The organism is Streptomyces sp. NPDC029292 (assembly GCF_055569295.1).
This window is the reverse complement of the sequence record NZ_JBVHXR010000006.1, coordinates 227,942-242,222: the sequence shown is the minus strand read 5'-3', so window position 1 is coordinate 242,222 and position 14,281 is coordinate 227,942. Positions and strand designations below refer to the sequence as shown.

12 protein-coding genes are annotated in these 14,281 nt (G+C 71.2%); 3 read left to right on the top strand and 9 right to left on the bottom strand.

Annotated features, from left to right (window positions below; genetic code table 11):
• Positions 1-44: 44 nt before the first annotated feature.
• Both ACZ4WS_RS16300 and ACZ4WS_RS16295 read right to left on the bottom strand, forming a co-directional pair.
• Entirely contained in the window at positions 45-563 is a 519-nt protein-coding gene (locus ACZ4WS_RS16300) for an ATP-binding protein (protein WP_467980894.1), read from the bottom strand.
• 342 nt (positions 564-905) lie between these two features.
• Positions 906-1,229: a hypothetical protein gene (locus ACZ4WS_RS16295; RefSeq protein WP_467980892.1), complete on the bottom strand. Its 324-nt coding sequence runs from the start codon at positions 1,227-1,229 to the stop codon at positions 906-908.
• 316 nt (positions 1,230-1,545) lie between these two features.
• Here ACZ4WS_RS16295 and cds1 point away from each other — a divergent pair, with 316 nt between their 5' ends.
• On the top strand, positions 1,546-2,670 hold the full coding sequence (gene cds1 / locus ACZ4WS_RS16290; RefSeq protein WP_467980890.1) for an L-cysteine desulfhydrase Cds1: 1,125 nt from the start codon (positions 1,546-1,548) through the stop codon (positions 2,668-2,670).
• Between the two features lie 6 nt (positions 2,671-2,676).
• On the opposite strand, the gene ACZ4WS_RS16285 is transcribed toward cds1, so the two are convergent.
• Complete coding sequence (locus ACZ4WS_RS16285; RefSeq protein WP_467980889.1) at positions 2,677-3,156, bottom strand: SRPBCC family protein; 480 nt, start codon at positions 3,154-3,156, stop codon at positions 2,677-2,679.
• Between the two features lie 107 nt (positions 3,157-3,263).
• Positions 3,264-4,094 (bottom strand): DeoR/GlpR family DNA-binding transcription regulator, encoded by an 831-nt coding sequence (locus ACZ4WS_RS16280; protein WP_467980887.1) that lies wholly within the window; start codon positions 4,092-4,094, stop codon positions 3,264-3,266.
• A gap of 280 nt (positions 4,095-4,374) precedes the next feature.
• Here ACZ4WS_RS16280 and ACZ4WS_RS16275 point away from each other — a divergent pair, with 280 nt between their 5' ends.
• Positions 4,375-6,726, top strand: a complete 2,352-nt coding sequence (locus tag ACZ4WS_RS16275; protein ID WP_467980885.1) for a hypothetical protein — start codon at positions 4,375-4,377, stop codon at positions 6,724-6,726.
• 40 nt (positions 6,727-6,766) lie between these two features.
• On the opposite strand, the gene ACZ4WS_RS16270 is transcribed toward ACZ4WS_RS16275, so the two are convergent.
• The 4 genes from ACZ4WS_RS16270 to ACZ4WS_RS16255 form a co-directional block, all read right to left on the bottom strand.
• Positions 6,767-9,196, bottom strand: a complete 2,430-nt coding sequence (locus ACZ4WS_RS16270) for a right-handed parallel beta-helix repeat-containing protein (protein ID WP_467980884.1) — start codon at positions 9,194-9,196, stop codon at positions 6,767-6,769.
• Between the two features lie 158 nt (positions 9,197-9,354).
• A complete protein-coding gene (locus ACZ4WS_RS16265; RefSeq protein ID WP_467980883.1) occupies positions 9,355-9,960 on the bottom strand; it encodes an Rv1733c family protein in 606 nt (201 codons plus the stop codon).
• A 187-nt stretch (positions 9,961-10,147) separates the two neighbouring features.
• Positions 10,148-10,972: an MOSC domain-containing protein gene (locus ACZ4WS_RS16260; protein ID WP_467980881.1), complete on the bottom strand. Its 825-nt coding sequence runs from the start codon at positions 10,970-10,972 to the stop codon at positions 10,148-10,150.
• A 44-nt stretch (positions 10,973-11,016) separates the two neighbouring features.
• Positions 11,017-11,460, bottom strand: a complete 444-nt coding sequence (locus ACZ4WS_RS16255) for a DUF6643 family protein (protein WP_467980879.1) — start codon at positions 11,458-11,460, stop codon at positions 11,017-11,019.
• A 281-nt stretch (positions 11,461-11,741) separates the two neighbouring features.
• Here ACZ4WS_RS16255 and ACZ4WS_RS16250 point away from each other — a divergent pair, with 281 nt between their 5' ends.
• Positions 11,742-13,097, top strand: coding sequence for a TerD family protein (locus ACZ4WS_RS16250; protein WP_467980878.1), 1,356 nt, complete (start codon positions 11,742-11,744; stop codon positions 13,095-13,097).
• 4 nt (positions 13,098-13,101) lie between these two features.
• Here ACZ4WS_RS16250 and ACZ4WS_RS16245 read toward each other — a convergent pair whose 3' ends face one another.
• Positions 13,102-14,277, bottom strand: coding sequence for a glycosyltransferase (locus tag ACZ4WS_RS16245; RefSeq protein WP_467980876.1), 1,176 nt, complete (start codon positions 14,275-14,277; stop codon positions 13,102-13,104).
• Between the last annotated feature and the right edge of the window lie 4 nt (positions 14,278-14,281).

The following is a 14,281-nucleotide window of genomic DNA, read 5'->3' as shown; positions in this document are numbered from 1 at the left end:
GGATGTACCACCCTGTGATGTGCCAGGTGGGGGTCACCGCCCGGTCAGCCGGCAACGGCGGACCGGGCGGGAGCGTGTTCGGGCCTGCGCCCGTCGACCGTGTGCCTGCGCGCGGTCTCGCGGGCCGTGTCATGGGGCGACAGGGCGGGCGGTACCGCCACCTTGGGCACTGTGGCCGGCAGCGTGAACCACACGACCTTGCCCGACTCGCCGTCGGGACGCGCTCCCCAGCTCTCGCTCACCGCGGCGACCATCGCGAGGCCGCGTCCGCCGGTGGCGGTGGGGTCCGCGTCCCGTACCTCGGGAAGGCGGGGGTCGTGGTCGCGCACCGACACCGTGAGCCGGTCGAGCAGCAGCTCGATCTCCACGGTGCACTGCTTGTCGGGCTGGGCATGCCGGTGGACGTTGGTCAACAGCTCGGTCACACCGAGCGCGGCCCGGTCTATCAAGGGGTCCAGATGCCAGTAGCGCAACTGCGCAGAGACGATTCTGCGGACCTGGCCGATCCGCGACGGCAGGGCTTGGAGCTCCACCGTGCAATGCCTGCTTGGCTGGCTGATCACGGCTGCGACTCCCCGAATTGAGGTCCGGAAGAAGACGGAGATCGGATCCAGCAGAGTGGCTGAGTGGAACGGCCGCCTGCTGAGGTGGCCGGCGGGCTGGTTCGCAGCGTTATCGCCGGTAAACCCAGAGTGATGATGTGAGACCAGCGTGACCCAGGGGGTGCGGTCCTGCAACTCGCGGCACTCTCAGCCGCTGCGGCCGCTGTTTCAGCCGCTGCATCCCGCTGTTGTGCACGTGGCCTCGGCTGTTGCGGTCCGCTGTCGTGCCCATTGCTCCGGCCGTTGCTTCCCGCCGTCTTGCACATGCCTCGGCCGTTGGGCCCCGCTGTCTCGCGACCGGCTTCAGCCGTGCCGCCCCGCCGCCTCGCGCACCGCCTCGATGAACCGGCGCGCCGAAGGCGGCCCCGGTTTTCCGGGCGCGGGATCGTGCTCGCCGAGGATGAGGGAATAGCGCGTGCCGTTGACGTCCGCCATCGCCCGGTCCTCGTGCGCGAACCATGGCTTCGACGCCCGCACCGCTTGCACCGGCGCGCTGTCGATCTCGCTGCCGTAACTGGTGAGCAACTGCAGCCTGCCGTCGCTGATCCGGACCTGCCCGGCCCGGGTGAGCGAGCGCAACCTCTTCCCGATCCGCACGCCCGTGGCCGTGAACTCCGGCTCCGCCATGATGCCCCGCCCCCTTGTGCGCTTCGGCTGTGCTCCGCCGTGATCCAGTGTGCATTCCCGTCGGGGACCGTCGCCCCCGTGCGGTGCAGTCTGCCCGCAGGTGGCGGCGAGCACCAGTACGCATGGCGAGGCGATGGCAGGGACGGGAGCATACGCCGGGATGCGCCCCCCGCCGCCTCGCACACCCGTCCCCCAGGGGTGCCTTTGAGCTGCTCAAAGGTGTGTTTATGCAGGTGAGAAGCGTGCGCAAGGTGTTTATGATCGAGGCGTCCGACCATCTGAACCGGCGTCGGCGCGATGCGTAAGGAGCCCCGCCGTGAGCACCCCTCAGCAGATCCGGACCGGCGAAACCCTCGATGTCGACCACAGCGACGCGGAGTACCGGACCTGGCTCAAAGAAGCCGTGCGCAAGGTCCAGGCCGACGCCAACCGCTCGGCCGACACGCATCTGCTGCGCTTCCCGCTGCCCGAGCGGTGGGGTATCGACCTGTACCTGAAGGACGAGTCGACCCACCCCACCGGCAGCCTCAAGCACCGGCTCGCCCGCTCGCTGTTCCTGTACGGGCTGTGCAATGGCTGGATCCGGCCGGGCCGCCCCGTCATCGAGGCGTCCAGCGGCTCGACGGCCGTCTCCGAGGCCTACTTCGCGAAGCTCATCGGCGTCCCCTTCATCGCGGTCATGCCGCGTACGACGAGCGCCGAGAAGTGCCGCCTGATCGAGTTCCACGGCGGGCAGTGCCACTTCGTGGACGACTCGCGCAAAATGTACGAGGAGTCCGCCGCCCTCGCGGTCGAGACCGGCGGTCACTACATGGACCAGTTCACCTACGCCGAACGGGCCACGGACTGGCGCGGCAACAACAACATCGCCGAATCCATCTTCCGCCAGCTGGAGTTGGAGCGGTTCCCGGAACCCGCGTGGATCGTCGCCACGGCCGGCACCGGCGGCACCTCGGCCACCCTCGCGCGCTACGTCCACTACATGCAGTACGACACCCGCATCTGTGTCGCCGATCCGGAGAACTCGTGCTTCTTCGAGGGCTGGACCACCGGCGATCCGGATGTCACCTGCGACTGCGGCTCGCGCATCGAGGGCATCGGCAGGCCGCGCATGGAGCCGAGCTTCGTGCCCGGCGCCATCGACCGGATGATGAAGGTGCCCGATGCGGCGAGCGTCGCCGCGGTGCGCGCCCTGGAGCAGGCCATCGGCCGCAAGGCGGGCGGCTCGACGGGCACCGGCCTGTGGAGCGCGCTGAAGATCGTGGCCGAGATGGTGGCGGAGGGTCGTACGGGCAGTGTGGTGACGCTGCTGTGCGACCCCGGTGACCGCTATCTCGACAAGTACTACTCGGACGCGTGGCTGGCCGAACAGGGGCTGGACATCGCGCCGTACATGGCGGCGATCGCGTCACTGCTCGATACGGGCGTCTGGCCGCACTGACCCCGGTCAGGCGCGTGCCGGCGCCAGCCGCCGGTCCAGTGCCGTGACCGCGTCGCGGAAGGCCCGGCCCAGTCCCCCTCGGCCCAGCTTCAGGGCGAACCGGAACGGGGCGCTGCCGTCGGCGACGAACGTCCACTGGACGCGTGTGCCCGTCCCGTCGGGCGTGAGGCGCCACTCCTCGACCAGGGCGCGGGCCCCGGGTGCGTTCGTGACATCCACCCGGTACGCGTACACCTCGGGAGCCTCGGCCACGAGGACCGTCTCCTCGAAGCGCGTGCCGCCCCTGAGCCGGACCTCGCGCCCGGCGCCGTCATGGGTCGGCCGGGCGAGCGTCACCGCCGAGAACCACTCGCTCCAGCCGGCTACGTCCTCGGCGAGCGCACGGAAGACCGCCTCCGGAGGCGCGGCCACCCCCCGCGCGAACACCAGACGCAGCGGAGCGGTCTCGACGAAGTCCGGTCCCACCTGACGCAGACGGCGTGCCATGTACGAAACCCCCTTGCGAGAACGGAGTCCCGGGCGGCAACGGTCCATGCCCAGGGCAGGCCCGCACCGCAGGTGGCGCGGGCAGCGTCACCATAGCTGGCGGACCGTCAGATGTCTGTACGGTCTCCGGACTCTCCCGCCACCACCAGCCGCCTCAGGTGCTCCGAGACCTCCGCACGGGCCTCGGCCGGCAGTCCGGCGTCGGTGACCAGGGTGTCGACCTGCTCCAGCGCGGCGAACGAACTCAGGCCCACCGTGCCCCACTTGGTGTGGTCGGCGACCACCACGACACGCCGTGCGGACTGCACCAGTCGCCGGTTGGTCTCCGCCTCCGCCAGGTTTGGCGTCGACAGGCCCGCCTCGACCGATATCCCGTGCACACCCAGGAACAGCACGTCGAAGTGGAGCGCCCCGATGGCCTGATCGGCCACGGGCCCGACGAGGGAGTCGGACGGCGTGCGCACCCCGCCCGTCAGCACCACCGTGGCCGCGCCCTGCCGCTGGCCGGAAGTGCGCTGCGCCGAGTGGAACACGTCCGCCACCCGTACCGAGTTGGTCACCACGGTCAAGTCGGGGACGTCAAGGAGCTGATGGGCCAAAGCGTACGTAGTCGTACCGCCCGAGAGCGCGATCGCCGAGCCCGGCGCGACCAACTCGGCGGCGGCGCGCGCGATGTCCTCCTTGGCGCTGAGCTCCAGACCCGATTTGGCCTCGAAGCCCGGCTCGTGCGTGCTCGCCTCGACCACCGGCACCGCGCCGCCGTGCACCTTCTCCACGACGCCCTGGCGCGCGAGGGCGTCGAGGTCGCGGCGGACCGTCATGTCGGAGACGCCGAGCTTGCGGGTCAGCTCGTTCACACGGACGCCACCGCGGCGTCGCACCTCGTCGAGGATGAGGGCGCGGCGCTGCTCCGCGAGGAGGTTCTGATTCTCACTCACGTCCGCTCCGGTCCTTTCGCTCACTCTGCCCGACACGCCGTCCGAACCCACTCCCACGTGGACATTCTCCTTGTCCGAGGTCTGGAGGATGCCCCATCCTCGCATGGCTCACCGACAGCCGCGTCACTGCCTGTACGGACACTGAGCACCTCCCGTGCCGCCGCTGTCACACGTATCGGGGAGATTCTGTGACAACAGGTGTGCACACCGCCCGGAGCGGAGATTCTTGTGCCTGCACATGACACATGCCATACGCGCGGCACGGGGGAAGTGCAGAACAGTGGAACGTGCACGGGAACATGCCTCGGCGGGGGAGCACGGCAGCCCCGCCCAGCGGCCCGAAGCGGCCGAGATCGCCCTCGAACTCCTGGTCCATGGAGTCGGCGGCACCACACCCGAGGAAATGCTGGACGATCCACGGACCGTCCGGATCACCGGCGACGGGACAGCCGCCGTCTACCGGCGCATCGACGACGCCGACGCGGAGCGGCGTCCTGACGACTACCGCGGCAAACCGGTCCCCGAGGCCTACGTGTGGTGCAACCTCACGTCCGGCAACGGCGCCCGCGCCCTGTGGCTGTTGCTGCTGCCCTTCATGGTCGTCAACCTCGCCCACTGGATGCGCCCCACCACCCGCGGCCGCAAGAGGACGGTCCGCCTGTACGGCCTCCTCGTCCGCCTGGCCGGACTCAGCCTCACGGTCCTGCTGGTCGCCGCCGCCTGTGAGGTCGCCCTCGATCTGACCGCCTGGCAGTGCGCGGGCACGCGCGCGTGCGCCGAGGAGCACTCCTGGCTGGGGTTCCTCTCACCGGCGGTGTCCGGCGACGGCTGGTGGAGTCAGCCGGGGCGCCGCCTCGCCCTGGCCTGCCTGGTGCCCGCCGCGCTGACCGGCCTCCTGTGGTACCTGTCCCACCGCACCTGGAGCGCGTACGAGTCCCACCAGCCGATGTCCCGCAGGGCGGAGCCCGACGAGGAGACCGACCGCACCGGGCTCGGCCGACCCGGCTTCTGGTACGGGCGCCGCCTGGTCGCCCGGCTGCGCGCCGCGCACACCGCCGCGGGTTTCCTCACGGTCGCCGCGGCGGTCGGCAGCGCCGCGGCCCGTTACGACCGCAGGTCCGGCGGCCCCGCCGTATTCGAGATCCTGGGCCGGCTCCTGGAGGCAACCCTCGTTGTGGGCACGGTCGTTGTGGTGTGGGTGGTGTGCCGCAGGGGCCGCAGCGAGAACCGGCTGGACCAGGAACTGGACCAGACCCTCGTGCGCTGGCTGCCCCTGGGCTCGATCGTTCTGCTCGCCCTGACCCTGGTGTACGCCGGATGGTCACGCCCCGGCTGGCATTCGGCCGGGCGCCTGCCCGGCGACACGACGTTCGGCGGCATCGCCCTCCTCCAGGGGCTGCTGGTCATCGCGCTCGGCGTGGTCGCCCGCATCCTGTACCGCACCCGTCCCGACACGCGCACCGCGATGCGCGGTCTGGCCGGTCCCGCCGTCGCGATGCTGGCCTGCGCGCTGGGCGGCGTGATGTCCGGCGGGGTCTCCCAGCGTGTCGCCGACTGGCTGGACGGCACCCGGCACTCGGTCCCTGGCCCGCCCGTCCTGCTGACCTGGCAGGCCTCCGCGATCCCCCCGCTGATCATCGTGCTGCTGGCCCTCTTCGGCTGGCTGGCCTGGCGTACCTGGCAGCTGCGGAGCCGCGAGAGGGACACCGTGCAGCTCGACTACAAGGGGGAGCCCAAAGACACCGCCCGCACGAGCCGCATCGCCCGCACGCGAGCGATGGCCGCCCTCACCGACCGGGCGCCGCTCATGCTCGGCATCATCTCGTCCGCGACGCTGCTGCTGGGCGCCGGAGCCCTGGCGGGTGCTTTCGCGACCGAGGACCCTCCGGGCGAGGCCGCGCGGGGGGCGTACGCCTTCGTGCAAGGCGCCGCCGAGACCGCCCAGGCGCTCGGCTCCTGGCTGATCGGACTCGGCTTCATACTCTTCGTCACCTGGGGCCGCCGCGCCTACCAGGACCCCTCCGCCCGCCGCACCATCGGCATCCTCTGGGACGTCGGCACCTTCTGGCCGCGCGCCGCCCACCCCTTCGCACCGCCCTGCTACGCCGAGCGCGCCGTGCCCGACCTGACCTGGCGCATGGCCACCTGGACCCGCACGAGCGGCGGACGGCTCGTGCTCTCCGGGCACTCCCAGGGCAGTGTGCTGGCGGCCGCCGCGGCCTGGCAGCTGAAGCCGGCGGTACGCAAGCGGGTCGCACTGCTCACCTACGGCTCCCCGCTGGAGCGCCTGTACGGGCGCTGGTTCCCGGCGCACTTCGGCCCGGCCGCCCTCACCTCCCTGCACCGCGAGGTGGCCTGCTGGCGCAATCTGTACCGCCTGACCGACCCCATCGGCGGCCCCGTACGGCTGCCCGGAGACTGCGGCCCCCAGGTCGACCACGAGCCCCTCAGGGACCCGCTGGCCTACGGACGCACCGAACAGCACCCGCTGCCCGCGCCGATCCTCGGCCATTCCGACTACCAGGCGGACCCGGCCTTCGCCGAGGAGCGGAAACGGTTACTGGCGAGGCTGAGGCCGGACGTCCCGGCCCCGCGCACACAGGACGACGGCAGCCCGCAGCAGGGTGCCTGAGCGGCGCGCCTCAGGGCAGTCAAGGGCATGGCGGCGCGCCTCAGGGTAGCTCCGGCAGGTCCTCCGAATAGAGCAGCGTCAGGTCGTCCGTGCTCGGATCGTCCAGCTGGGCGACCCGCCCCGCGTGCCGCTCGACCATCGCCTCGAAGGTCTGCCGCGCGGTGCGGCCATTGCCGAACGCGGGTCCCTTCGGGATCGCCGTGAAGTACTTCAGCAGCGCCTCGGAGGCGCCGGGGGCCAGCCGGTACTCGTGCTCCTCGGCCTGCTGCTCCACGATCCGCAGCAGCTCCTCGGGGACGTAGTCGCTGAAGGTGATGGTCCGTGAGAAGCGGGAGGCCACACCGGGGTTGACCGAGAGGAACCGCTCCATCTCCACCGTGTAGCCCGCGACGATCACCACCACCGCCTCCCGGTGGTCCTCCATCAGCTTCACCAGCGTGTCGATGGCCTCGCGCCCGAAGTCGCGGCCCGAGTCCTCCGGCGACAGCGCGTACGCCTCGTCGATGAAGAGCACACCGCCGCGCGCCCGGTCGAAGGCCTCCTGGGTCCGGATCGCAGTGGAGCCGATGTGCTCGCCGACCAGATCCACGCGGGACACCTCGACGAGATGCCCCTTCTCCAGCACGCCGAGCGAGGCGAGGATCTCGCCGTACAGCCGTGCGACCGTCGTCTTGCCGGTGCCGGGGGAACCCGTGAAGACCAGATGGCGCCGGGCGGAGGCCGCCTTGAGGCCCGCCTGCTGCCGGCGGCGGCCCACCTCGATCATGTCGGTGAGGGCCCGCACCTCGCGCTTGACGCTCTCCAGGCCCACCAGCGTGTCGAGTTCACCGAGGACGGCCTTCGACGTGCGGGCCGGCTGCTCGGGCTCCGGGGCGGCGACGAGCGGCTCCTGCTCGGTGGTGCGCTGGCCCGGGATCGCGCCCAGCAGGCTCGGGGACGGGCTCGACGTCTGTATGGCGGTCTCGTGCGCCGGGGTCCGCAGTCCGGCACTCTCGTCGCTCGTGCAGTCCTCGACGACCGGCCCGCCGCCCGGCGAGTGGCCGCCGTCGGCGAACTCGTAACCCCCGCGCGCGCACCGCTCCGTGCGGCACTTCTTCAGCGTCGCACGGCAGCCGTCGATGACGTGGAAGCCATAACCCCCGCTGTCCGTCACCCGGCAGTTGAGGAAGCTGCCCCGGCCACCCGCCGACACGTAGAAGCCCGCCTCGGCCGGTGAGGTGACCGTGCAGCGCTCGACGGCGGGATCGGCGCCTTTGGTGACGATCACGCCGGTCTGCGTGCCGTCGACGGTGCAACCGGACAGGGTCCCGCCGCTGCCGTGGTCACGGAACCAGGCGCCCGTCGCGGCGTCCCGGATACGGCAGTCGTCGAGCTGGGCGGTGGCGCCGTCGCTCACCGACACAGCCGTGTTGCGCACCTGCGAGAGGTCGCTGTCGACGACGTCCACGCGCGAACCGCGGTCGAGGACGAACAGGGCGTCCGGTACGTCGTGCACCCGGCACGAGTCGAGCACCGCGGTCGCGCCGTCGCTGACCCACACCGCGGGGTAGTCGCCGGTGCTGTCGAAGATCTCGCACTGGTTGGCGTCCACGCGGGTGCCCGGGTCCCAGACCGACAGTCCGTTGCGCCCGAACTGCCGCACGCTCGTGCGGGTCAGGGTGAGCACCGATCGCGAGCGCAGGTCGACCGCGTTCTCCGGGATGTCGTGGATGCGGCAGTCGGCGAGGGTGAGCACCGCGTCGGTGTCGAGGGTGACGCCGTCCGCGGTCGTACGGTGCACATCGCAGTCGGTGAGATGAGCCGTGGCCCGTCCGGTGATCTGCACCCCGGAACCCTTGACCTCGTACACCTCGCAGCCGACCGCCTCCAGCGAGGAGTTCTCGCCGGTCGCCGACAGCCCCGCGCCGGAGGCGTGGTGCACCCGGCAGCGCTCCAGGCGCGGACGGGCACCTCCGCGCACCGCGACACCCGACTGGCCTGCCGAGACGACCTCGCACTCCTCGAACACCCCACCGCCGCCGTCCAGTACGGCGATGCCGATGCCGGCCGGGTTGTCGACCGTGCAGCGGCGCACGGTCGGGCGCGCGCCGCCGCGCACCTCGATTCCGGCCGCCGACCGCGTGACGATCCGCATGTCGAGGAGCTCCGGAGTGCCCACCTCGACGAGCAGCGCGGGCGCGGCCGAGTCCTGGCCCTCCACATGCAGGTCCTGGACGACAGCGGAGGCGCGCACGGTGAGCGGCACCCCGTCCACCGGCGCGATGCGCACGGAGCCGGGGGAACCCTCGGGGCCGCGCAGTGTCACCGCGCGCTGGACCACCAGGTTCTCCCGGTAGGTGCCGGGAGAGACGGTGAGGACATCGCCGTCACCCGCCGCCTCCAGGGCAGCGGCCAGCGATGCGTACTCACCCGTGCGGCGCCGCCACCGCGAGGTGCCGGTGTGCGTCACCTGGACCGTGCCCTGTGCCATGGCGCTGTTGTGCCCCCACCTCGTCGTACGCGGGTCCTGCGAGGCCGTCATGAAACCCCGTCGAGATCACGGACAGCCTCTCACGACGGTGCCGAACAGTTCGGCCGGTCCACCGTAGCGTGCGCGGGGACACGCGGTTGACCGGAGCGGGCAGGCCGTCAGCTGCCGGTGCCGGTCCTGCCCCAGTCGGGGCCTGCCTTGTCCCATGCCTGGTCCCAACGGACGTATCGGCGAAGGACCATGCGCCAGACGAGCAGCCGCCTGCCGCCCTCGATGAGTCCTGCGGACATCATGGCCGCGCCGAACCCGGCCAGTACGGCGTGTGTGGTCGCGGTGGCGCTGTCCAGCGGGCGGCCGACTATTCGGCCGTGCAGGTCGGTCCAGATCATGAAGTGGTCCCCGTGGTGGGGGGACTTGAGAGCCGCTATGACCGTGCCGTGACGTGCCGTCCCGTCCGGTGCCGTCCAGTCGGCCAGTACGCGGCTGTGCGCGTCGCGGGCGGAGGAGGTCTCGGGGTCGGGCTCCAGGGGGCCGCGGGAGAGCTTCTTGACGACGGTCGCCGTCACCTCGTGGCGGGCCTGCCGCTGGTCCCGTACGGACTGTTGCAGGGCGTCCTGGGCCGAGGCCCCGACGACGGCGCCGATGAGGGGCGCGGCGACAAGGATGAGCAGGATGGCCAGCAGGCCCAGCCAGGCCTCGACCAGATCGGTCGTGCGACGCAGCGGGTTGTGTCGCCAGCGCCAAAGGCCGCTGATAGCTCGCACCGTCCCGCACCCCCTTCCGCGTCCGTGATAACCCGCAGCGGAGCCGTTCACGCGCGAGGCCCGGGAAGAGAGAGCGAAATCACCCTCCCCATGCGCCTGTCATGAACTTCTCACGGAGTCTCAACGATCGTGCCCAGGGCCCGGGTTCCCTCCTCGGGTACCCATTCGCGGAACTCGATCGCGGGAGTTATTCAAGGACGGTGACCGGATCGCCGACGCGCACCGTGCCGGGGGACTCGGGCACCAGGTTCTGCCCGAAGGCGAGATCGCTTCCGAAGCGGCGGTGGCGTGCGAGGGTGCGCAGCGGTTCCTTGCCGCGCTCGGTCGATTCCTGGTCGGTGGTGGTCACGACGCACCGGCCGCACATCTTGGCGACCCGGAAGGTGACCTCGCCGATGGCGATCCGCGACCAGTCGTCCTCGGCCCAGGGGGTTGTGCCTGCCACCACCACGTTCGGCCGGAAGCGGTTCATGGGAAGCGGGCCCTCATGGGCGTGATCGCCCTGCGCTATGAGGGAGTTGAGAGCATTCAGTGAGGCGAGCGTGGTGACGAGCAGCGGGTAGCCGTCGGCGAAGCTGACTGTCTCGCCCGGGCGCGCGAACTCCGGGTCGACCGGCCGGCGGGCGGCGGGATCGTCCATGTGGAGGAGGCGTACATCGGCCCCCAGATACTCGCTGCACCACTCATGCGCGGCGTGGTCGGCGAGGATGGCCTCCACTTTGTCCCCGAAGATGTCCAGCGTCGTCGTGCCGATCGGCTCCGGCACGGGAACGCTCACCGGCTCACGGCCGGGCGCGGACAGCCGTATGCCGCCGCCGGGCAGAAGCTCGGCGGCGGCCAGTGCCAGGCGTGGGTGCTGGCGTTGAGTGACGACCTTGCCCCCGTCGTCGATCAGTACCCAGCGCCGGTCCCCGGCCAGCCCCCAGGGCTCCACGACGGCCTCCGCGGGCGACTGGCCCCGGAACGCCTTGACCGGATGGACATGGATCGAGTGCAGCTCCGCGTTTCCCATGACGTCATGGTGCCAGCAGACACCGACAATCCGTCGGGAATGCCTCAGTAACCCCGATACTGCTGGCCGTTGTACGGATCCTGGTAGGGAGCCGGGGCGGGACGAGGAGCCGCGGGGCGCATCGCCTCGTAGCCCGTGCCGGCCGCCATCGGGCGCTGCTGCTGCTGCGGCTGGGTGCCCGGATAGCCGCGCGGTCCCGCCGCCTGCTGCGGGATGTACGGCGCGGGGGCCTGCTGCAGCGGCGCGGGCTGCTGGGCCTGCGGGTAGCCGTACGAGGGAGCCTGATGAGACGGTCCGGCCGGCAGGGCGGGAAGTGCCGACGGGAGCGCGGGCAGATGGCTGCCCGTGTCGTAGGCGGCGGGAACCCGGATCGGGGCGATCTGAGGGGTGCCCCGCTCGGCGACGAGGGAGTCGTAGATCGGGGTGTCCGGGAAGAAGGACGGCGCGGAGTAGTAACCGCCGCCATAGGTGGAGCGGGGGGAGGTCATGGCACATAAGTTAAGCCCACGATGTGCTGGTTGGGGAGACCGATAAGAGGGTTGTTTTCCGTGTCGGCAGTGACGCGGGATCCCCAATGCGAGCGAACTCGGCAAAAAAGGGCACCGAAGAGCGTTCGGATCGTGTAAAAGCCGAGTTCCTGACGGGTTACCGGCGGTTGGCCGCCGATCTTCCTGTGCGGGTCATGGGAGTTCGCCGTGCGGGGGAATAGGTTTGGCGGGAACGGGGCCGGAGACGCGGCCCGGCGCGGAGACACGTGATGGGGGCGTACATGTCAATGCCAAAAGGATCGAATGTTCCCGTGCCGACGACTGCGTTGCGCGTGGAATTGGGATGGCGTTCAGGATCTGGGGTGCCCGACGCGGATGCCTCCGCGCTGCTGCTGGTGTCCGGGAAGGTCCGTTCGGACAGCGACTTCGTCTTCTACAACCAGCCGGCGCACTCCTCCGGCGCCGTGCGGCACGAGGGCAAGCGCAACGCGGGCGGCCAGGTGACCGACGCGCTGCTCGTCGACCTCGCGCGCGTGGAACCCGCGATCGAGACCGTCGTCCTGGCCGCCTCCGCGGACGGGGGCACCTTCGGGCAGGTGCCCGGACTGTACATCCGGGTGCTCGACGCGCAGCGGGGCACGGAGGTCGCCCGCTTCGACGCCGACGCGACCGTCGAGACCGCCTTCGTGCTGGGCGAGTTCTACCGACGCCAGGGCGCCTGGAAGTTCCGCGCGGTCGGGCAGGGCTACAGCAGTGGCCTGGAAGGGCTCGCCACGGACTACGGGATCACGGTGGACGAGCCACAGCACACGGCGCGGCCCGCCGCGGTGCCGCCGGCGCCCGGCACGCGCGTGGACGGTCCACCGGCGCCGGTGGGGCCGCCTGTGACCATGCCCCCGCCGGTCGCTCCTCCCGTCACCATGCCCCCGCCGGTCGCTCCGCCTGTCACCATGCCGCCGCCCGCGATGGCTCCGCCGCCCGCCCCGCCCACGGCCCCGGTGCGCCTCTCCAAGGTGACGCTCACCAAGGAAGCCCCCTCGGTCTCGCTGGCCAAGCAGGGCGGCACGTCCGGTGCCCTGCGCGTGAACCTCAACTGGCAGGTGCGCAAGCAGTTCTCCGGGTGGGGCAGCAAGCGGGGCCGGGCCGTGGCGATGCACGCGGATCTCGACCTCGACCTCTGCGCCCTGTACGAACTGTCCGACGGCCGCAAGGGCGTCGTACAGGCACTCGGCAACGCCTTCGGGGCGCTGCACCAGCCGCCGTACATCCATCTCGACGGAGACGACCGCACCGGCGCCGTGGCCAGTGGCGAGAACCTGTCCATCAACCTCGACCACAAACAGAGCTTCCGGCGCATCCTCATCTTCGTGACCATCTACGAAGGAGCGCGTTCGTTCGCCGACCTGCACGCCACGGTCACCCTCCAGCCGATGGGCGGCGCCCCGGTCGACTTCTCGCTGGACGAGTGCACGGTGCCTTCGACGGTCTGTGCCCTCGCCCTCATCACCAACAACGGCGGCGATCTGGTCGTTCAGCGCGAGGCCCGGTACCTGGTGCCCGAGCGCGGCGTGAGCCCGCAGCGCACCGTCGACTACGCCTATGGGTGGGGCATGAACTGGACCCCCGGCAGGAAGTGAGCGATCAGCGCTCGTCGAGGGCGGCATCGGGGCGCGCGTAAGTGCGCCCCTTCCAGGCCGCGCCGCGCCCCCTGTAGTGCTGCACCGCGGAATCGACCGTCATGAGGAGGTACAAAAACGCGGTGACCGGCAGCAGCGGAGCGAGCCGGAGGGGCTGGCGGTAGTAGCGCAGCATCGGCAGATACGTCGCCGTCATCAGCAGCCACGCGAGCCCTCCGGCTGTCGCCGCCCACGGACTTCCCGCGGCGAGGCCCGCGAAGACCGCGACCGGTGGCACCAGATAGACCACGGCGAGGCCGGCGACCGTCCCGACGAGCAGCAGCGGATTGTGCCGCAACTGCGCGTACGCGCTGCGCGAGACCATCCGCCACAGATCGTGCAGCCGCGGATACGGACGCACGCTGTCCACCCGCTCGGCGAGCCCCAGCCAGATGTGGCCCCCGCTGCCCTTGACCGCCCTCGCGAGCGCCACGTCGTCGATGACGGCGTGTCTGATCGCCTCCGGAATGCGCGCCCGCTCGGCGGCGTCCTCGCGCAGCAGGACGCAGCCACCCGCCGCGGCGGCCGTCCGTGAGCCCTTCACGGCGATCCGGCGGAAGGGATAGAGCTGCGCGAAGAAGTAGACGAAGGCGGGCACGACGAGTCGCTCCCACACGCTTTCCACGCGCAGCCTGGCCATCTGCGAGACGAGGTCGAAGCCACCGGTGCGCGCCGCCGCCACCAACTCCCGCAGGCTGTCCGGCGCATGGGCGATGTCCGCGTCCGTCAGCAGCAGATATTCGGGTCCACGCGCGCGTGCCAAGCCGATGCCGTGGCGTACGGCCCAGAGCTTGCCCGTCCAGCCCGCGGGCGGTTCGCCGGGCGAGTCGACGGTGAGCGGCAGGCCACCGTGCCGCCCTGCGAGCTCGCGGGCCAGCTCCCCGGTGCCGTCCGAGCTGCCGTCGTCGACGAGGAAGATCTCAGCCCGCCCGGGATAGTCCTGGGCGAGGAGTGACGGCAGGCTCGCGGGCAGCACGGCGGCCTCGTCGCGCGCGGGGACGACGACGCAGACGGACGGCCAGTCGGCGGGGTCACTGCGAGCCGGCAGCCTGATGTCCGTGCGCCAGAAGAAGCCCTGGCAGAGCAGCAGCCACAACCAGGCGGCGAGTGATCCGGCGGCGATCCACACGAAGGCGCTCACGGGC